Source organism: Pseudomonas sp. PDM13, assembly GCF_025685765.1.
Lineage (GTDB): Bacteria > Pseudomonadota > Gammaproteobacteria > Pseudomonadales > Pseudomonadaceae > Metapseudomonas > Metapseudomonas solani.
In genome coordinates, this window is the sequence record NZ_JAOTQU010000010.1 from 74,082 (window position 1) to 93,277 (window position 19,196).

The 19,196-nt window shown below is 68.6% G+C and carries 13 protein-coding genes; 7 read left to right on the forward strand and 6 right to left on the reverse strand.

The genetic code is table 11. The annotated features are described in order from the left end of the window. Positions 1–13 precede the first annotated feature (13 nt). The gene (locus tag OEJ36_RS12800; protein ID WP_411860998.1) at positions 14–1,288 is read right to left on the reverse strand and encodes an OprD family porin; all 1,275 of its coding nucleotides are present in this window, start codon (positions 1,286–1,288) and stop codon (positions 14–16) included. A 542-nt stretch (positions 1,289–1,830) separates the two neighbouring features. Here OEJ36_RS12800 and OEJ36_RS12805 point away from each other — a divergent pair. The 4 genes from OEJ36_RS12805 to OEJ36_RS12820 all read left to right on the forward strand — a co-directional run bounded on the left by OEJ36_RS12805 (position 1,831) and on the right by OEJ36_RS12820 (position 6,473). Then, positions 1,831–2,208 (forward strand): DUF4189 domain-containing protein, encoded by a 378-nt coding sequence (locus tag OEJ36_RS12805; RefSeq protein ID WP_021221671.1) that lies wholly within the window; start codon positions 1,831–1,833, stop codon positions 2,206–2,208. A 136-nt stretch (positions 2,209–2,344) separates the two neighbouring features. Then, entirely contained in the window at positions 2,345–2,740 is a 396-nt protein-coding gene (locus OEJ36_RS12810; protein WP_263401799.1) for a DUF2946 domain-containing protein, read from the forward strand. Between the two features lie 54 nt (positions 2,741–2,794). Further along, the gene (locus tag OEJ36_RS12815) at positions 2,795–4,960 is read left to right on the forward strand and encodes a TonB-dependent receptor (RefSeq protein WP_263401800.1); all 2,166 of its coding nucleotides are present in this window, start codon (positions 2,795–2,797) and stop codon (positions 4,958–4,960) included. 10 nt (positions 4,961–4,970) lie between these two features. Then, positions 4,971–6,473: a PepSY domain-containing protein gene (locus tag OEJ36_RS12820; RefSeq protein WP_263401801.1), complete on the forward strand. Its 1,503-nt coding sequence runs from the start codon at positions 4,971–4,973 to the stop codon at positions 6,471–6,473. A 195-nt stretch (positions 6,474–6,668) separates the two neighbouring features. Here OEJ36_RS12820 and OEJ36_RS12825 read toward each other — a convergent pair whose 3' ends face one another. From OEJ36_RS12825 to imuA, 5 genes are all read right to left on the reverse strand, one after another. Beyond that, a complete protein-coding gene (locus OEJ36_RS12825; RefSeq protein ID WP_263401802.1) occupies positions 6,669–7,583 on the reverse strand; it encodes a response regulator in 915 nt (304 codons plus the stop codon). A 4-nt stretch (positions 7,584–7,587) separates the two neighbouring features. Continuing rightward, positions 7,588–8,892, reverse strand: coding sequence for a sensor histidine kinase (locus OEJ36_RS12830; protein ID WP_263401803.1), 1,305 nt, complete (start codon positions 8,890–8,892; stop codon positions 7,588–7,590). 269 nt (positions 8,893–9,161) lie between these two features. Then, positions 9,162–12,239, reverse strand: coding sequence for an error-prone DNA polymerase (locus OEJ36_RS12835; protein ID WP_263401804.1), 3,078 nt, complete (start codon positions 12,237–12,239; stop codon positions 9,162–9,164). Further along, the gene (locus tag OEJ36_RS12840; protein WP_263401805.1) at positions 12,236–13,651 is read right to left on the reverse strand and encodes a Y-family DNA polymerase; all 1,416 of its coding nucleotides are present in this window, start codon (positions 13,649–13,651) and stop codon (positions 12,236–12,238) included. The genes OEJ36_RS12835 and OEJ36_RS12840 overlap by 4 nt, the downstream gene beginning before the upstream one ends. A gap of 1 nt (position 13,652) precedes the next feature. After that, positions 13,653–14,264 (reverse strand): translesion DNA synthesis-associated protein ImuA, encoded by a 612-nt coding sequence (gene imuA, locus OEJ36_RS12845; protein WP_021221679.1) that lies wholly within the window; start codon positions 14,262–14,264, stop codon positions 13,653–13,655. 262 nt (positions 14,265–14,526) lie between these two features. Between imuA and OEJ36_RS12850 the strand changes: the two genes are divergently transcribed. The 3 genes from OEJ36_RS12850 to OEJ36_RS12860 all read left to right on the forward strand — a co-directional run bounded on the left by OEJ36_RS12850 (position 14,527) and on the right by OEJ36_RS12860 (position 19,079). Further along, positions 14,527–15,567 carry a GGDEF domain-containing protein gene (locus tag OEJ36_RS12850; protein ID WP_263401806.1) on the forward strand — a complete coding sequence of 347 codons (1,041 nt, stop codon included), beginning with the start codon at positions 14,527–14,529 and terminating at the stop codon, positions 15,565–15,567. A gap of 237 nt (positions 15,568–15,804) precedes the next feature. Continuing rightward, positions 15,805–18,201: an autotransporter outer membrane beta-barrel domain-containing protein gene (locus tag OEJ36_RS12855; RefSeq protein ID WP_263401807.1), complete on the forward strand. Its 2,397-nt coding sequence runs from the start codon at positions 15,805–15,807 to the stop codon at positions 18,199–18,201. Beyond that, positions 18,201–19,079: an alpha/beta fold hydrolase gene (locus OEJ36_RS12860; protein WP_263401808.1), complete on the forward strand. Its 879-nt coding sequence runs from the start codon at positions 18,201–18,203 to the stop codon at positions 19,077–19,079. Before OEJ36_RS12855 ends, OEJ36_RS12860 begins: the two co-directional genes overlap by 1 nt. Positions 19,080–19,196 lie beyond the last annotated feature (117 nt).

Below are 19,196 nucleotides of genomic sequence, written 5' to 3' on the forward strand. Positions count from 1 at the left end.
ACGCCGAATTTAATTACCGGATGACCCACGAGTAGTTGAACATCAGCCGTGTATCGTTGGTGTCGCGCTGGAAGTTAACGGCGTGATTGGAACGAAAGACCGCACTGCGCAAGCGAACACTGAAGTCCTTCAGCGGGCCGTCCTGCACGACATAGCGCAGTTCATTATCCAGCTCCCAGGACTTGCCGATCTTGCGAGCCCCGATGATCTCGGCATGGTCGCCGAACATATAACGGCTATTGAGACTGAGGCCGGGTAATCCCAGGCCGGCGAAGTCATACCCGTAGCGCAATGCCCAGGAACGTTCCTTGGCATTGGCGAAGTCGCCGAGTATCGACAGGTTGATCAGGTTGGCATCCGAGCCCAGGAGGTAGGCGTAGCCGGTATCCCCCATCATCCGCTGGTAGGCCACGCCGAGACTGTGGCCGGCATTGGCATACCCCAGAAACCCCTGCAGGGCCCGGTTGTCGATCTTGCCGCCCCTGGAGCCGCCATGGTCACGCATGAGGCTCAAGCGCAGATCGCTGCTCAGGACTCCGGCCCCCAGGGCGCCTTTATGGCTCAGGGCGAAGACCTGCTGGCGGTAGATATCCTCCAGTTGGGCGATATGGTAACGACCCAGCCAATGCGCCTGGAATCGGTAGTCGAGCCCGGCCGTGTCGAAGTGCTCCGCCGTCGCGCCATGCCCCTGGAAGCGCCGGTTCAGGGTGTTCAGCCGCAATGGCGTGTACTGCGTGGCATTGCGCTGCATGACCCGGCTCAAACGCCCTGCCGTCAGCTCCAGGTTCTCGAACTCGGCGGAGGTCAGCAGCCCGCCTTCGAACAACTGCGGGAACAGGCGGCCATCGTTGGGCTTGAGTGTCGGCAGGACCGGCGGCGCGAATGCCCCCAGCTTGAACTGGGTCTTGCCGGACTTGATCTTCCCGGCCAGGGCCAGCTTCGAATAGTCATCCTTCGCACGGCCATTGCGGTTCACCTGCAGCAACCCGGTACCGGTACGCCCCGGCGCCGAGTCCAGCTTGACGCCGAGCATGCCGATGGCATCGACGCCAACACCCATGCTGCCTTCGGTGAAGCCCGAGTCCAGGCGCAAGATGAAACCCTGTGCCCACTCCTCACGGTCGGCAGCACGGCCCTCGCGAAAGTCACGGTTGAAGTAGTAGTTGCGCAGGTCCAGCCGAGCGCTGCTGTCGTCGATCAGATCGGCCGCTGCCGGCGTGGCCACCACCCCTGCGCACAGCAGGATCGAGTAATTGCGTATTTGAAGTGGCAAGCATCTTGAAAGCATTGCATCGTCCTCTTTTATTGTTGTTCTTGGAGCAAGGCGACGTGTGGCGTTTCATTGGAGCGTTGTGGGTTTATTCGTTTGCGCGGCAAGTGCAAGTGCAACTCTGGCCCGGCAATTTCCAGGTCATTAATAAGATTTTATTTACCGCATGACGCCTTGAACTGACGAAGCCGAGGCTAAAGTGCAGGCAGACTTAAACAAGGACCATCAGACCCATGAATGAGGTGCTACTTGAACCAGCCCAATAATTACCTGCCCGCGCCAGGCAAGTGTCATATCAGTGGAATATCCAAGTGATCTTTTATTGCGAGCGCTGTAAGTAATTTAAATTCTGCTGTAAGAACTTACTTACTTGGAAAAGCCCCGTTAATTGTCTGCTTATTCATAGGGGGCAGTGTGAGTCCTGGCACGAGAGGACTGCGTGTAAAAACGGTGTCAGTGCAGCGAATGATGGCGAAATACTAGCCATCGTCATTCCTTCCCTTTAGTCTCCCTCCACCCGCACCCACCTTCCCTTCCTGCGGGCCCTTCGAGGACTCACCATGCAGCGGACCCTGGCTATCGCCCGCAAACTTTCCCTGTGCCTGGCATTCGGCCTGGCCGCCACCCAGGTGCACGCCGCCGGCGCCCTGGCCATCGACAGCAACCAGGGCCTGCAATACGGCTTCGCCTATGACTACCCGGACCTGTCCCAGGCCCAGGACCGTGCCCTGAGCGAGTGCGGCAGCAACTGCGAAGTGGTGCTGAATTTCGAAAGCGGCTGCGCCGCCTACGCCGCCGACCAGGTCAATGGCTCCACCGCCTATGGCTGGGGCGCCGACTTCAACGCCGGCAACGCCCAGTCCCGCGCCATTTCCGAGTGCCAGGATCGCGGCGGCAACGCCTGCCTGGTGCGCAGCTGGGGCTGCAACAGCGAGTGATCGCCGGGGCGCCGCCGGCTGGCCCGGCGTGCGCCCACCGCCCACTTTCCGGTTATTCCTGCCCGCACGGCCCTGCGGCAAAACGCCACGAGCGGCCACTCCCGAGCGGCCCATCGACCTGCTAAAGTCGCCGCCCATGAAATTCACCCGCACCGAACGCCCGCTGATCGCCTGGATGCTCTACGCAAGCGTCCTGTTCAGCCTGTTCGCCTGCGGTATTCACCACGGGCAGATGAGCGGCCTGGCCCTCAGCGGCCTGGGCGGTGCCTTCTGTTCGGCCACCGATGCCGAAGGTGCCGGGATCGACGACAGCGGCAAGCAACTGCCCCAGCTCGCTTCCCAATACAGCTGCCCGCTCTGCTCCTCCTTCGCCCCGGCCATGGCCCTCTGCAGTATCGGCTGGCAGATCGACGCCTTCCTCGGCGTGCCCGCGACACCAGTCGAAGCCCACAGCTGGCCGCAACCGCCGCCGCGCGAACTCTGGCCCTCCCTCAACCCCCGCGCCTCCCCCGCCTCTTCCTCCCTCGCCTGACCACTCGGCGCCTTCGCGCCGGATCACCTGTGCACGCTCGACTAGGAAGAGCCGATGAACCCGAAAAACACCTGCCTGGTGCTGCTGGCCTGTGCCTGCTCGCCCGCCTACGCCCAACACGCCAGCAACGCCCTGGAACTGCCCGCCAGCACCATCAGTGCCGCTGGGGAAAAGCCCGGCCTTGATCTCGACGCCGCGGCCGAAGGCACCTCGCGCCTGGGCCTCAGTCCCCGCGAGAACCCCGCCTCGGTGGCCATCGCCGACCGCGAGAAGATCGAGCGCATCGGCGCGCGCAACTCCCTCGATGTCGCCAACGCCCTGCCCGGCGTCAACGCCTCGGCCCCGCCCGGCTGGGGTGGCTACGTCGCCTACCGAGGCTTCAACGGCGCCCAGGTCAACCAGCTGTACAACGGCATCAGCCTGCAATACACCAGCGCCAACCGCCCGGTGGACGCCTGGATCTACGACCGCGTCGAGCTGATCGGCGGCCCCTCCTCCTTCCTCCACGGCAGTGGCTCGGTGGGCGGCAGCCTCAACTACGTCACCCGCCTGGCCAGCCGCGAGAACAGCGGCGAGGCGCGCATCCGCTATGCCCGTTTCGACGACCGCGAGGTCTCCATCGGCATCAACCGCGTGCTCAACGACGGCCCCGGCCCGCACCACTACGCCCGCCTCGACTACAGCCGCAACGACAGCAACGGCTACATCGACCGCCAGGAGCGCGGCGCCGGCAACTTCGCCTTCTCCCTGCTCAGCGACCTCACCGACAACCTCTCCCACACCCTGGCCATCGAATACCTGGAAGAGAAGGAAGACAGCCCCTACTGGGGCGCGCCGACCCTCAACCCCAAGGCCGGCGAACTGAAGATCGACCGCCACGACCGCTTCTCCAACTACAACGTCGAGGACGGCCGCTACGAGCAGCGCACCCGCTGGCTGCGCTCCATCACCGACTACCGCTTCGATGACGCCAGCAGCCTGCGCAATACCTTCTACCACTACGAAGGCCAGCGCGATTACCGCAACCTCGAGACCTACCGCTACACCGCCGACAACAGCGCCATCCAGCGCACCGGCGCCTACCTGCAGCGCCACGACCAGGAGCTCAACGGCAACCGCGTGGAGTTCCTGCACAAGGGCGAACTGTTCGGCCGGGCCAGCGACTGGGCCTTCGGCCTCGACTACAGCGTCAACCAGCAGGCGGTCTACCCGCGTTCCTCCTCGGCGATCTTCGACACCGTGCAGCCCGGCGCCTTCGACCCCGGCCACTTCGACGACATTCCCGGCATGGCCGCCGGCCTGGTCAAGGCGCGCAGCAACGAGGTGAAGACCACCTCCGCCTTCGCCGAGAACCGCCAGCAGCTCACCGACGAGCTGGCCCTGGTCACCGCCCTGCGCTACGACCACATCGAGCTGGACGCCACCAACCACGGCGCCGTCAGCGCCAGCGCACCGGCCGCCTTCTCGCGCCGCTGGGACGCCGTCACCGGTCGCGCTGGCCTGGTCTGGCAGTTCACTTCCGACGCCAACCTCTACGTGCAATACAGCACCTCGGCCGAGCCGCCGGGCGGCACCCTCACCGGCGCCAGCTTCACCCAGGTGCGCGACTACGACCTGAGCACCGGCCGCCAGGTGGAGGTGGGCAGCAAGCTGGACTTCGACGAAGGCCGCGGCTCGGCCACCGTCGCCGCCTACCGCATCGTCCGCAAGGACTTCCCCATCAGCGATGCCACCAACCCCAACAGCACCATCCAGGCCGGCCAGCAGACCTCCGACGGCATCGAGATCGCCGCCTCCTACCGGCTCACGCCCACGCTCACCGCCGAAGGCAATTTCGCCTGGGTCGACGCGCGCTTCGACGAGTTCAACGAGGTGGTCAGCGGCGCCAATGTCTCGCGCAAGGGCAAGACCCCGGTCAACATCCCCGACCGCCTGGCCAACCTCTGGCTCAGCTACGAGCTGACCGAGGACTGGCGCACCGGCGTCGACGCGCGCTACGTGTCCTCGGTCTACGCCAACAACGCCAACACCCAGTGGGTGCCCTCCTACACCCTCTACGGCGCCTTCGTCGAACACCGCCTGAGTGCCGACACCAAGGTCACCGCGCGCCTGCGCAACCTCACCGACGAGGTTTACGCACGCTTCATCCACCAGACCGGTGCGCAGTACTACCTGGGCGAGCCGCGCAGCCTGGAACTGGCCCTGGACATGCGCTTCTGAGGGCCGCCGGATGAAACGCCACCTGTACCTCTGGCACCGCTGGCTGGGCATCGGCCTGTGCCTGTTCATGGCCCTGTGGTTCGTCTCGGGCGTGGTCATGCTCTTCGTCGGCTACCCCAAGCTGACCCAGGCCGAGCGCCTCGCCCCGCTGCCGCCCCTGGCGGCGGGCTGCTGCGTCGAGCCCGCCGTGGCGCTCGCGGCCAGCGGTCGCAGCGAGGCCCCTTCGAGCCTGCGCCTGGTCAGCATCGCCGGCGAGCCGCGCTACCTGCTCGGCTACCGCGACGCCAACCTGGCGGTGGACGCCCGCGCCGGCAGCCTGCTGGCCGCCCAGGGGCCGCTGCAGGCCCTGGCCGGCGCGCGCAGTTTCAGCGGCGCCGAAGCCCATTACCTGGAAGGGGTGGACGAAGACCTGTGGAGCCACAGCCGCGCCCTGGATGCCGACCGCCCCCTGCACAAGGTGCGGGTGGACGACGCTGCCGGCAGCCTGCTCTACCTGTCCTCGCGTACCGGCGAGGTGGTGCGCGACGCCGGGCGCATGGAGCGCGCCTGGAACTACCTGGGCGCCTGGCTGCACTGGCTCTACCCGCTGCGCGGCGGTGTGCTGGACGGCCTCTGGGCCAACATCGTCATCTACCTGTCCCTGGCGGCCACGGCGATGGCCGTGCTGGGTGCGGTGGTCGGGCTGCTGCGCTGGCGTTTCTCCAAGCCTTATCGCAGCGGCTCGCGCTCGCCCTACCCGAGCGGCTTCGCCCGCTGGCACCACCTCACCGGCCTGGGCTTCGGCCTGTTGCTGATCGCCTGGATCTTCAGCGGGCTGATGTCCATGCGCCCCTGGCACCTCACCGAAGGCCGCTCGCCCCTCACCGCGCGGGATTTCCAGGGTGGCGAGCTGCGTGGTGATGCCTTCCATGTGGGCGTGAGCGAGGCCCTGCAACGCTTCCGCGACGCCGGCCTGGAGCCGGTGGAGCTGCAATGGAGGATGCTAGGCGGCACAGCCTACCTCGGCGCCCTGGACGCCCGGGGCGACAGCCGCGTGCTGCCCCTGGCCAGCACAGGCCCGGCCCTGGCGATGCTGCCACGCAGCACCCTGGAAGCCGCCGCGCCGCAGCCCGTGGCGCAAGCCGACTGGCTGGAAGCCTACGACGCCTATTACTACCCCCGGGGCGAAGCCAGCATGTACGGCGGCCAGCCGAAGCGCCTGCCGCTGCTGCGCCTGGCCTTCGACGACCCCGGTCACAGCTGGGTGCAGATCGACCCCTACAGCGGCGCGGTGCTGGATGTGCTGGACGACAACCGTCGGGTCGGGCGCTGGCTGTTCAACCTGCTGCACAGCTGGGATTGGCAGCCGCTGCTGGAACGGCCGTGGCTGCGGGAGGTGCTGATCATCGCCTTCAGCCTCGGTGGCCTGGCCATCAGCGTCAGTGGCGTGGTGATCGGTTGGCGCCGGTTGCGCCCCAGGCGCAGGCCGGTGCGTTCCCGCTTGCCTGCGAGGGCGACTGCGCGTCAATCGTGACGCGCAGGCCGCTCATCCCTGACGAGCGGTCATAAAACCACCACCCCGGTGCAGCGCCCGAAACTCGTGGCCTGCCCCCATCCGCACCCAGGTTATCCACAGAATAATCCACGGTTTCTGTGGGTAGCACCGGGTTGCACCGCGTTCCTGAGCGGGGGCCGTAGCCTGGGCTTCAGCCCAGGGAAACAAACCGGCTCAAGCGCTCAAGCGCCCCCGCAGCCGCCCGAGCATCCCCAGCAGGCTGCCGACCTTCTCCCGCTCACGCTCCTCGCGGGGCGCTTCGGCCTTGCGCGCCAGGGCCTGCTGCGGTTGCGTGCGCCAGGCCTGGGCCTGTTCGGCAGCGGCCTTGAGGCCCTTCTCGAACAGCCCACGGCGGATGGGTTTGGGCAGGTAACGGAAGATCTGCGCCTCGTTGATCAGCTTGAGCAGCGCCTGGGTATCACGGAACGGCGTCACCACCAGGCTGAGCAGGCGCGGGTGGGCCTGGGCCAGGGACTTGAGCAGCGGCGCGGTGTCTTCCCCGGCGAACGTCAGGTCGCCCACCAGCAGGTCCACCGGCTCGTCGTTGAGCAGGCCCACCGCCTCGGCCAGGTTGCGCGGGCGCAGCAGGCGGTGGCCGCCGCCCATGCAGAAGTCGGCGACGCTGGCCAGGGTTTCCGGGTCGTCGTCCAGCAGCAGCACGCTCAGCGCGACGGCCGTGCTGGCAGCCGGCGGCGCGACCGGGCCCGGCACCTGGCGCCCGGCGATCTCCGCCGCCTGGCGCAGGGTGAAGGCCATCTCCTGCGGGTCCCAGGGCTTGGTCAGGTAGCGGAAGATGCCGCCGCTGTTCAGCGCTTCTACCGCCGCATCCAGGTCGGAGTAACCGGTGAGCAGGATGCGCAGGCAATCCGGGGCCATCTCGCGCACCTGGGTCAGCAGCTCGGCGCCGCTCATCTGCGGCATGCGCTGGTCGCTGACGACGATATGCACCGGCTCCCTGGCCAGGCGTTCCAGGGCACGCAGCGGGTCGCTCTCGGTGAGCACCTCGTAGTCACGGCGGAACTGCATGGCGAGGCTGCGCAGGATGCGCTCCTCGTCGTCGATGAACATCACGCGGATAGGCGAAGTCATGGGCTCAGGCGCTCCGTTTCATTTCACGGGCCTGCACGCGCGGCAGGCGGATGAGGAAGCGCGTGCCGCGCCCCACTTCAGAGGCCACGCGAATGCTGCCGCCGTGGTCCTGGATGATCTTGTAGCTGATGGACAGGCCCAGCCCCGTGCCCTCGCCCACCGGCTTGGTGGTGAAGAAGGGGTCGAAGATGCGCCGCACCACGTCCGGGGCCATGCCGCAGCCGCTGTCCTGCACCGAGATGCACACCCAGTCCGCCTCGGCCCAGCTCTTGAGCTGGATGCGGCCGAAGCCGACCGTGGCCTGGGCGGCGTTGGTCAGCAGGTTGAGCAGCACCTGGTTGATCTGCGACGGCGCGCAGGCCACGCGGGGCAGTTCGCCCAGTTGCTGCTGCACCTCGGCCTTGTCCTTGATGTGGTTGCGGGCGATCAGCAGCGCGCTGCGGATGCAGTCGTTGAGGTCCACTTCCTCGCTCATGGCGCGGTCCAGGCGGGCGAAGTCCTTGAGCCCGGCCACCAGCTCGCCGATCTGCTCCAGGCCATAGAGGGTGTCGCCATAGAGCTGGCGCAGGTCCTCGGCCAGCAGCTCCGGCGCCACCTGCTCGCGCATCGCTGCGGCGGCGTCCAGGGCATCGCCCAGGCGCTGCTCGTCGCAGTCCGGGTCACGCAGGCAATCGGCCAGGGCCGCCTGGCTGCGGGCCAGTTCGGTGAGCGGCGCGGTGAGCTGGTCGAGCAGCTGCACGTTGTTCTTCACGTAGCCCAGCGGGGTGTTCAGCTCATGGGCGACGCCGGCGACCATCTGGCCCAGGGAGGCCATCTTCTCCGACTGCACCAGCTGGGCCTGGGATTCCTTGAGGTCCACCAGCGCCTTGCGCAGCACCTGGTTGCGCTGGGCGATGCGCAGCTCCATGGCCTTGAGCAGGTCGAGTACGGTGCCCAGGCCCTGGTAGCGGCCCTCGCCGTCCACCAGGATGAAATCCTCGGTGATGGGGTACTGCAGTTCGGCTGTGATCTGCTTGGCGGCCTGCTCCAGGCTCATTTCCAGGCTCAGCACCAGGGGCGTGGCATTCATCACCTCGCTCACCGGGCGGCGGCCCCAGAGATCGCGACCGAAGCGCTGCATGAAGATGTCCTGCAGCGTGTAGCGGCTCACCAGGCCCAGCGGCCGGGCCTCGGCGTCCACCACCGGCAGGGAGAGGAAGGTCTTGTGTTCCGGGGTCAGCAGCCGGTCGGCCACATCGCTGATGCTCATCGCCGGTTCCAGCCCCGCAACGGGTTTGAGCAGGCGCGCCAGACTGCTTTCGGCTGCCATGATCCAAGGCTCCTTCCACTGAGAATGGGCGCCATTCAAGCAGTGCCAGGTTGCCATCATGTGACAGCTGTCTCATTTCCCTTACACCTGGCCTCGCAGGCCGGCCGCCGGGTTCGGGCAGGGTGGACGACGCTCCACCCGTCCACCCTCCAGGCTCGCCGGCAACACCGCCGACTTTGTGTAGGGGCGACTTCAGTCGCCAAGCGGCGCGCAGCGCCGCCGCTCTCGTGTGCGAATTCATTCGCGATCGGACCTTCAGGCGATCACCCTCAATGGAAATCCCGGCTGCGCACATCCAGCCCTGCCAGCAAGGGCGTGAGGTCGTGCAGGCGGCGGGCGATGAGGTGGCGCACGCCGTCCTTGGTCTCCAGGCGGCCATCCACCTGGAGCATCTGCGAGCCCACCAGCACCCGCCGCTGGCGCACGGCGATGTCGTTCCAGACCACCACGTTGACCATGCCGAACTCGTCTTCCAGGGTGACGAAGATCACCCCGCTGGCGGTCTGCGGGCGCTGGCGGCCCTTGACCAGCCCGGCGACGCTCACCCCCTGGCCGTGCTCGGTGGCGGCCAGGTCCCGCGAGCTGCGGCAGCGGCGCTTGGCCAGGGCACCGCGCAGCAGGGCCAGGGGATGGGGGCCGAGGGTGGTGCCCAGGGTGTCGTAGTCGGCGTACAGGTCCTCGCCACGGCTGGGCAGCGGCAGGTCCACCGGCCGCTCCGCCTGCTGCGGCAGGCCGGCGAACAGCGGCAGCTCTTCCTCCACCGCCGCCACCGCCCAGCGCGCCCGGTGGCGATGGCCGGCCAGGCCACGCAGGGTGCCGGCATCGGCCAGGCGTTCACGGGCGCGGGCATCCAGGCGGGCGCGATGGCAGAGGTCGGCCACGTCGTCGAAGGCACGCAGGGCGCGGGCGGCAGAAATACGCACGGCCGCCTCCTCGTTGAAGCCCTTGACCATGCGCAGCCCCAGGCGGATGGCCAGGCGCCCGCGCGCATCGGGCTCCAGGTCGCAATCCCAATCGCTGTGGCGCACATCCACCGGGCGCACCTCGATGCCGTGGCGGCGGGCGTCCTGCAGCACCTGGTCGGGGGTGTAGAAACCCATGGGCCAGCTGTTGACCAGGGCACAGGCGAAGATCGCCGGCTCGTGGCACTTGAGCCAGCTGCTGGCGTAGGCCAGCAGGGCGAAGCTGGCAGCGTGGGACTCGGGGAAGCCGTAGCTGCCGAAGCCCTTGATCTGCTCGAAGATGCGCGCGATGAACTCGGGCTTGTAACCCTTCTCCAGCATGCGCTCGGTCAGGCGGATGCGATGGGGCTCCAGGCCGCCATGGCGCTTCCAGGCGGCCATGGAGCGACGCAACCCATCGGCCTCCTCGGCCGTGTACTTGGCCGCCACCATGGCGATCTGCATCACCTGCTCCTGGAACAGCGGAACACCCAGGGTGCGTTGGAGCACCGTCTGCAACTCCTCGGAGGGGTAATCCTCCGGTTCCTCCTTGTTCCGCCGCCGCAAATAGGGATGAACCATATCCCCCTGGATCGGCCCCGGCCGCACGATGGCCACCTGTATCACCAGGTCGTAGAACTCTTTGGGTCGCAGGCGCGGCAGCATGGCCATCTGCGCGCGGGACTCGATCTGGAACACACCGATGGTGTCGGCGCGGCTGATCATGGCGTAGGTGGCGGCGTCTTCCTTGGGCAGCTTCGCCAAGGTCAATTTCCTGCCCCGATGCCGCTCGATCAGCCCGAAGCAACGGCGCAGGGTGGTGAGCATGCCCAGGGCCAGCACATCCACCTTGAGCAGGCCCAGGGCGTCGAGGTCGTCCTTGTCCCACTGCACCACGGTGCGCTCGGCCATGCTGGCGTTCTCCACCGGCACCAGGGTGTCCAACGGTGCTTCGGAGATGACGAAGCCACCCGGGTGCTGCGACAGGTGCCGGGGAAAACCGATCAGTTCATGGGTCAGCGCCAGGACGCGGCGCATCACCGGGCTTTCCGGGTCGAAGCCGGCCTCCAGCAGGCGATCCACGGGCGGTGCGTGGTCGCTCCAGCTGCCGCAGCAATCGGCCAGGGCGTTGACCTGGTCCGGCGGCAGGCCCAGCACCTTGGCGATATCCCGCACCGCCCCGGTGCCGTGGTAGGTGCTGGCCACGGCGGTGAGTGCGGCGCGGCCGCGGCCGTAGCGGCGGAACACGTACTGCATCACCTCCTCGCGGCGCTCGTGCTCGAAGTCGACGTCGATATCCGGCGGCTCCTTGCGCTCCCTGGACAGGAAGCGCTCGAACAGCAGGTTGAAGCGGCTCGGGTCCAGCTCGGTGATACCGAGCACGAAGCACACCACCGAGTTGGCTGCCGAGCCGCGCCCCTGGCAGAGGATGCCTTTCGAGCGGGCGAAGCGGACGATGTCGTGCACCGTGAGGAAGTAGCTCTCGTAACCCAGCTCCTCGATCAGCGACAGCTCGTGTGCCACCGTCTCCAGCGCCTCCGGGCTGGCGCCCTTGGGCCAACGCTTGGGGATGCCCTCGGCCACCAGATGGCGCAGCCAGCTCACCGGCGTATGCCCCTCCGCCACCAGCTCGCGGGGGTACTGGTAGTTGATCTCGCCCAGATCGAAGCGGCAGCGCGCGGCGATCACCCGGGTCTCGGCCAGCAGCGCCGGCGGGTAGAAACGCTCCAGTACCGCCCGCGAACGCAGGTGCCGCTCGCCATTGGGGAACAGCCGCTGCCCGGCCTCGGCCAGGGTGCAGTGGTGGCGGATGGCGGTCATGCAGTCCTGCAGGGCGCGGCGGCCCCGGGCATGCATGTGCACATCGCCGGCCGCCACGGCGGGAATGCCCAGTTCCGCCGCCAGGGCCTGCAGGCGGGCCAGGCGGCTGGCGTCATCGGCGCCGCGGTGCAGTTCCACCGCCAGCCACAGGCGGCCGGGGAAGCACGCGCGCAGCCAACGGCCCTCCTCTGCGTCCGCAGCCTCGCCGGGCAGCCAGAGGGCCAGCAGGCCATCGAGGGCGTCGTCGAAATCCTCCGCCAGCAGGCGGTATTCGCCTTTCGCGGCGCGGCGCCGGGCCCGGGTGATGATCCGGCACAGGTGCTGGTAGCCGGCCAGGTTCTCCACCAGCAACACCAGGCGCGGGCCGTGCTCGATGCCCATCTCGCTGCCGACGATCAGCGGCAGCTCGCTGGCCTTGGCGGCCTGCCAGGCCCGTACGATGCCGGCCAGGGTGCACTCGTCGGTGATCGCCAGGGCGGCGTAGCCCTGCTGCTTGGCGCGCTCGAACAGTTCGGCGGCGCTGGAGGCCCCGCGCTGGAAGCTGAAGTTGGACAGGCAATGCAGCTCGGCGTACCCGGCGCTCATGCGAACCAGCCCAGCAAGGTGAAGGGGCCGAGTTCCCCGGCTGGGCACCAGGCCCAGGCGCGGCGGCCGTCGCGGGTTTCCAGCTGGTAATAGTCGCGGCGCTGGTCGGCGCCATCCCACCAGCCGGATTCCACCCGCTCCGGCCCAGCGAGGATGCGCGGCGCGAACTCGCGCAGCGGCTGGCCCTCGCGCAGCAGCCAGCCGGGCCGCGGCGGCCCCTGCAGCAAGGGCCCGGCCAGGCCATCCGCGCCCAGGCGCCAGGCATGTTCGGGGCGGTGGTCGGCGTGGGCCTGCAGGCCGCGCACAGCGTCATCCCCCAGGCGGGCGCGCAGGCGTTCGCGCAATTGCTCCCAGGGCAGGTTCTGCTGCGGGCGCGGGTCGAACAGCTCGCGGTGCTCGGGCACGAAGCGCGGCAGGTCACGGGCCTGCAGGCGCATGCCGCGCACCGGCGCCACCACCTGCAGCTGCTCCAGGCGGCCACGGGCCAGCTCGAAGAGCATCGCCGGGTCGCGCTCGGCCCCCAGCAGGCCCACCGGCACCTGGCTGTCCGCCTGGCTGGCGTGCTCCAAGTGCAATACGAAGCGCTGCACGCCGCTGTCGCGCCCGGCGAGAAAGGCGGCCAGGTCGGCGGTGAGGCGGCGCAGGGGGAACAGCAGCGCCTGGTTGGATTCCACCTCGAAGTTCAGCTCGATACGGCCATTGAATTCATCCGGCGGCAGGTAGCAGTCCAGGACCACGGCACGGCTGCCCTGCAGTTCGTCCAGGTGCTGCAGCACCCGCGCAGGGAAGCGCTTGGCCAGGGTTTCACGCGGCAGCGCCATCACCTGTTTCAGGCGGCGCAACCCCATGCGCCCCAGGGCCGTGACCACCTCGGGCTCGAAGCCGGCACGCTCCACCGGCAGGCGCTCCAGGGCCTCACGCAGGGCTGCGCCCTCCGCCACCGCCAGGCCGTCATGGGCGTTGGCCAGCATGCGCGCCGCCACCGGGTTGGGGGCCGCGACGATGCGATGGCGGAAGCCCAGCGCCGTCAGTTCCTCGCGCAGGCGTGCCTCGAAGCGCGGCCAGGGGCCGAACAGGCCAAGGCTGGAGGCGATCTCCACCAGCAGCACGCGGGGGTAGCGCAGGCTCACATGGGAGCTGAAGCCATAGCCCCAGGCGGCGAGAAAGCGCTGCCAGTGCTCGATCTCCGCGGCGTCGTACTCGGCCTGGGCGAAATCGCGGGTCAGCGCGTGGGCGGCGGTCAGGCCCATGCCCGCGCGCAGGCCCAGGGCCCGGGCGGCGGGGTTCACCGCCTGCAGCACGCGGCGCTGGGGCGTACCGGTGAGCAGCACCAGGGGCGCCTCGGGGTCGTCGCGGCGGCGCAGCACGGCGTCCAGGGCCAGTTGCGGCAGGAGGATGCAGGCCCAGCGCATGTCAGTGCCCCGCCAGGGCCAGGCTGGCGGCCGGCGCCAGGCCACCCCGGCACTTGAGCACCCGCACCCGGCCGGGGCCGTCGAGGGCCAGGCGCAGGGCCGCCGGCGAGGGGTTGTGCGCCTCCTGCTGGGGGCGATAGGCGAAGGCCAGGGTCTGCCCGGTTTCCGCCGCCACCTGCAGCCGGCGCAGGGCACGGTCATCCGCCTGGCGTGGCCAGCAGAGCACCGCGCCGCAGCTGCCCGAGCGCAGGCATTGCTCGGCGGCCCAGAGCCCATCGCGGCCCTCGGCCTCGATCAGCACCAGCCAGCGCAGGTCCACCCCGGCGGCCTGCCAGGCCTGGGGATACGGCAGGTACGGCGCGCCCACCAGGGCCACGCGCTCGGCGCTGGCGGTGAGGCGCGCCAGGGTCGGCCAGAGCAGTTGCAGCTCGCCCAGGCCGGTGCCCGGCACGAGGATTTCGCTGAGCGCGGACTCCGGCCACCCGCCCGCCGGCAATGCCGCATCCAGGGCCGCATGCCCGGTGGGCTGGGCACCGCTCGGCTGGGTGCTGGCCTGGCCTTTCCAGACCCGGCGCTCGTCCAGCAGCGCATCGAGGGCGACCACGGCGCCCATCAGGCGTCGCTCCGGCTGGAAGCGCCCGTTACGGCAAAGGGAAAGGAGGCAGGCATGAAGGGCTCGGCATGAATAACTGTATTTATATACAGTAATCCAGTCCTATTCCTACGGCAATGCACGCCACTTACCGTAGGACGGGCGGCCCACCCCTGGCGCGAATGCCCTGTACGAAAAGTAAGCGGAACCGGAGGAAAGGCTAACGGGGCGCCAATGCCTTGGGATAGCCTAGGCGCTCACGGCATGCAGGATGAGCCCGTCGATGCAGCAGCCCCACGAAAGCGCCACCGGCCTCGAAGACGCCGACCAGCGAGCCCTGGTGCGGCTGATCTTCAGCTCCACCGCCCTGACCCTGGCGTGCTTCGCCGTGCTGCAGTTCATTGCCGGCAACATCGTTCTGTCGCTGCTGGAAATGGCCACCGCCGCCCTGCTCGGCTGGGCCTGCCAGCGCATCCGCCACGTCCAGGTCCTCACGCCCTGGCTCTATGCCTATCTGCTGCCCACCTTCAGCTTCCTCATCTACATCATCGTCATGCCCGACGCCTCGCCCACGGCCTTCGTCTGGATCTACCTGATCCCGGTGCTCTCCTACCTGCTGCTGGGCAAGCTACGCGGCTTTCTCCTGGCCATGCCCTATCTCGCTGTGGCAGTCATCGCCTACCTGCTGCGCTTTCCCCCGGCGGCCGACGCCAAGGGGCTGATCGACCTGGGCAACGCCATGCTCTGCGGCCTGCTGATCATGGCCTTCGTGCACATCTACGAGGCCCGCCGCGCCATCGCCCATGCCCAGTTGCGGCGCCTGGCCCACAGCGATGCGCTGACCGGCGTCGCCAGCCGCGACTTCTTCCAGCGCGCCCTGGAACGCAGCATCGAGGAAGCCACGCGAGGCGGGCTCGGCCTGGTGCTGGTGGTGCTGGACGTGGACGACTTCAAGCAGGTCAACGACCGCTGGGGCCACGATGCTGGCGACCAGGCCCTGCGGCACATCTGCCAGCGCCTGCAGCAACGCCTGCGCGCCACCGACCTGATCGGCCGCCTGGGCGGCGAGGAGTTCGGCCTGCTGCTGCGCGAAACCAGCCGCGACGCCGCCGCGCACCTGGTCGAGGCGCTGCGTCTCGACCTGCAGCAGTCACCCCTGCACTACGGCGAACAGGTGATCCCCCTCTCCGCCACCTTCGGCCTGGCCGAATGGCAGGCCGACGGCCACAGCGGCGATGAGCTCTACCGCCGTGCCGACAAGCGCCTCTACCAGGGCAAGGCCCTGGGCCGCAACCGCCTGGTGATCAGCGACTGCGTGCCCTGACCCGCGCCACCCTGCTCCGTACCCTCCTGCCCCGTACTGCCCTTCCCCTACGTCGACCGGCTGCTTCGCGTGCTGATGTCCCCTGGCCACTTTTTCCATCCGCATAGCCAATTGTGGTGATGCGCGAACCGGCCCGCCTCACGAAGAATTCCCCCAAGAGCCGCCTCCAGCCCCACTGGGCCCGGACGGACAACGGCCAGCAGCCCCCTGCACAACTCCAAGACCCCAGGAAGCATCATGAAGCCCATCGCCCTGCGCAAAACCGTGCTTGCCCTCGCCATTTCCGCCGCCGCCCTTCCCGCCTTCGCCGACACCTTCTCGCTGAGCAACGGCCGCATCCAGCTGACCGGCCAGCAGTACTCGGCACCGGTGCTGATCAATGGCACCTACGATCCGGCACCCGACCTCAACCGCCTTGATGCGGTGGACCTGGTGGGTTCGGAATTCCATGACGGCCTGGTGTTCGACGCCACCATCCAGGTCGGCAGCAGCAGCGACGACCTGGTCTACGACAACGCCGACGCCGTGGAGCTGGACGGCAGCATCGTCCACGGCGACCTGGTCAACAAAGGCAGCCTCAAGGTCGAGCGCCTGTTCGCCATGGGGATGAACATCGACGGTTCCACCCTGTGGGCCAACCTGGTCAACCAGGGCAGCATCCAGGCCAAGGGCGCGCCCCACCAGTTCTCCGGCGAGGCGGAGCAGGTCGCCACCGGCATCGGCATCACCGAAAGCCAGGTCTGGGACCTGATCAACGACGGCAGCATCAAGGCCGAGGGCCTCCGCGCCAAGGGCCTGGCCATTCTCGACAGCGATATCGACGGCATCATCAACAACGGCACCATCACCGCCACCGGCAGCGGCTCGATCGGCGTGCACCTGGATGACGCCCGCCTCTGGAGCCTGGAGAACAACGGCACCATCCAGGCCGACGGCATCGCCATCGTCGTCGACAACGCCACCCAGGAGCTTTACATCGAGCACCACGCCGGCCTGATCAGCGGCGGCAACGCGGCCATCCAGGGCAATGGCAACCAGGTGGGCCTGTACTGGGACGGTGGCCGCATCAAGGGCGACATCCTCGGCCTCGGCGACTACGCCACGGTGGCGGGAAACGCCGAGTTCGACGGCGCCCGCATCGAGACCAGCGAATGGCTGGAAGTGGACGGCGGCAGCCAGGCCGCCAGCCTGGAACTGCTGCAGGCCCACACCGTGGTCGACGGCAAGCTCTATGTCGCCTCCAACGGCACGCTGGGCCTCGGCCTCGGCTCCACCACCCAGGCTGCTACGCCTGTGCTGCAGGTCACCGGCATCGCTGAATTCGACTCCGGTTCCCAGGTGCGCCTGACCGCCCGCAACAGCGACTTCAGCGCCAACGCCGCCGACTACGTGCTGGTCCAGGCCGGCACCCTCACCGACTACGGCCTCAGCGTCACCAGCACCTCCAGCCTGCTCAACGTCGACACCTTCGCAGTCAACGGCAACCAGTTGGTGGCCCGCGTCACCACCCGCAACCAGCAGCAGGTGGCCCAGCAGATCGCTGCCAGCGGCGGTTCCGGCAACGCCCAGGCCGCCGGCGGCACCTTCAGCCAGCTGGTGGTCAACCAGTTGGCCCAGAGCAACCCGGACGATCCGGTGCGCCAGGCCTTCATCGATGCCTCCAGCGACCCGGCGGCCCTCGCCCGTCTCGCCGAGCAACTGACGCCCGAAGTCAGCGGCGGCGCCACCCAGGCTGCCGTGGGCGGCCAGGCGCTGGTCAACAACGCCACCGGCAACCGCACCGGCAGCGGCCGCCAGGGCCTCTCTTCGGGTGATGCCCTGGCCCACACCGGCGCCTGGGTGCAGGCGCTCTACAGCGACGCCGACCAGGACCTGCGCGACGGCGTCGCCGGCTACAACGCCCACAGCCGCGGCATTGCCGTAGGCGCCGACGGCAAGCTCGGCGAGCAGCTGACCCTCGGCCTCGCCTACAGCTTCATCAACACCGACGTCAACGGCGAGATCGGCAACAGCACCGAGGTGGACAGCCACGCGCTGACCTTCTACAGCGGCTTCGAACAGGGCGACTTCTTCGCCGACGCCAGCCTCAGCTACGGCATCAACGACAACAGCGGCAAGCGCGACATCGCCGGCACCACCGCCAAGTCCGATTACGACAGCACCCTGCTGGGCCTCAACCTGCTGGCCGGCTACAGCCTGCACCCGACCCCCGGCCTGCTGGTGGAACCGCGCGTGGCCGCCCGTTACAGCCGCGTCGACATCGACGGTTACCGCGAGAAGGGTTCCTCCGCCGCCCTCAGCGTGGACGAGCAGCGCTTCGAAGTGGGTGAAGTCGGTGCCGGCCTGCGCCTGGCCAGCAGCCTGCCGCTGGGCCAGGGCACCCTGGAGCCGCAAGCCACGCTGATGGCCTACCACGACTTCATCGCCGACCAGGCCGCCAGCACCTCCAGCTTCGTTCTCGGTGGCACGCCCTTCATCACCAGCGGCGCCAGCCCGGCGCGCACCAGCTACGAGGCCGGCATCGGTGTCGACTACCACCTCGGCGCGGTGACCCTGGGTGCCAGCTACGATTACCTGGGCAAGGACGACTTCAACGCCGACACCTTCAGCGCCCGGGTCCGTTACGACTTCTGATGCCCAAACCCTCTACGCTCCAACTGCGCCGGTTGCGCGCCGCCCTGCTGCTGTTCGGCATGGCGGCGTGCGGCGCCTGCCAGACCAGCGCCCCCGGCGAGGCCCTGCAACGCCTCGCCCATGAGCGGGGCGCCAGCCTGCAGGACCTGGCCACCGCACCCTTCCCACTGCGCCTGGGTATCCCGGCGCAGCTGCCGGCCTCTGCACGGCTGCGCCTCTATATCGAAGGCGACGGCCATGCCTGGGCCACCGCCAGCCAGCCCAGCCTCGACCCCAGCCCGCGTGACCTGCTGGTGGTGCGCCTGGCCTTCGCCGACCCGGCCCCCAGCCTCTACCTCGCCCGGCCCTGCCAGTTCATCCGCGTGGACGCCTGCCAGCCGGCGCTGTGGACCGACCGCCGCTATGCGCCTGAAATCCTCGCCAGCCTCGACCAGGCCCTGGACCTGATCAAGGCGCGCTTCGGCAACCAGGAATTCGAACTGGTGGGCTATTCCGGCGGCGCAGCCCTGGCCCTGCTGCTGGCCAGCCAGCGTGACGACATCGCCCAGGTGCAGACCCTGGCCGGCAACCTCAGCCCGCGCCAGTGGGTACGCCTCAAGGGACTCAGCCCGCTGCAGGGCTCCCTGGAGCCCCTGGACGCCCCCCAGCGCCTGGCCCGCGTGCCGCAACGCCACTTCAGCGGCAGCCTTGATCCGGTGGTGCCGCCGCAACTCGCCCGGGACTATGCCGCCAGCCTGCCGGGTGCCGAATGCCTGCAACGGGTGGAGCTCGCCGGGGTCGACCACCACAGCGGCTGGGAGCAGGCCTGGGCGCTCTGGCGCGGGCGCTCCATCGACTGCGCCAGCCCTTCGGACGGCACCGCCCGCGCGATCCCCTAGACGCCCCTAGGGGCTTCCCCGATTTCGACGAAGCGCTTCACCTCCTATGGTTCCGGGTATCCATCCACTACCGGGACTTTGCCGTGCTGGCCTATTCCGTTCTCTGGTTCGCCCTCC

What these genes read in the sequence shown, in the direction of transcription:
- OEJ36_RS12800 (WP_411860998.1), bottom strand. Translation starts at nt 1,288, where the DNA reads ATGCTTTCAAGATGCTTGCCACTTCAAATACGCAATTACTCGATCCTG.
- OEJ36_RS12805 (WP_021221671.1), top strand. Translation starts at nt 1,831, where the DNA reads ATGCAGCGGACCCTGGCTATCGCCCGCAAACTTTCCCTGTGCCTGGCA.
- OEJ36_RS12810 (WP_263401799.1), top strand. Translation starts at nt 2,345, where the DNA reads ATGAAATTCACCCGCACCGAACGCCCGCTGATCGCCTGGATGCTCTAC.
- OEJ36_RS12815 (WP_263401800.1), top strand. Translation starts at nt 2,795, where the DNA reads ATGAACCCGAAAAACACCTGCCTGGTGCTGCTGGCCTGTGCCTGCTCG.
- OEJ36_RS12820 (WP_263401801.1), top strand. Translation starts at nt 4,971, where the DNA reads ATGAAACGCCACCTGTACCTCTGGCACCGCTGGCTGGGCATCGGCCTG.
- OEJ36_RS12825 (WP_263401802.1), bottom strand. Translation starts at nt 7,583, where the DNA reads ATGACTTCGCCTATCCGCGTGATGTTCATCGACGACGAGGAGCGCATC.
- OEJ36_RS12830 (WP_263401803.1), bottom strand. Translation starts at nt 8,892, where the DNA reads ATGGCAGCCGAAAGCAGTCTGGCGCGCCTGCTCAAACCCGTTGCGGGG.
- OEJ36_RS12835 (WP_263401804.1), bottom strand. Translation starts at nt 12,239, where the DNA reads ATGAGCGCCGGGTACGCCGAGCTGCATTGCCTGTCCAACTTCAGCTTC.
- OEJ36_RS12840 (WP_263401805.1), bottom strand. Translation starts at nt 13,651, where the DNA reads ATGCGCTGGGCCTGCATCCTCCTGCCGCAACTGGCCCTGGACGCCGTG.
- imuA (WP_021221679.1), bottom strand. Translation starts at nt 14,264, where the DNA reads ATGGGCGCCGTGGTCGCCCTCGATGCGCTGCTGGACGAGCGCCGGGTC.
- OEJ36_RS12850 (WP_263401806.1), top strand. Translation starts at nt 14,527, where the DNA reads ATGCAGCAGCCCCACGAAAGCGCCACCGGCCTCGAAGACGCCGACCAG.
- OEJ36_RS12855 (WP_263401807.1), top strand. Translation starts at nt 15,805, where the DNA reads ATGAAGCCCATCGCCCTGCGCAAAACCGTGCTTGCCCTCGCCATTTCC.
- OEJ36_RS12860 (WP_263401808.1), top strand. Translation starts at nt 18,201, where the DNA reads ATGCCCAAACCCTCTACGCTCCAACTGCGCCGGTTGCGCGCCGCCCTG.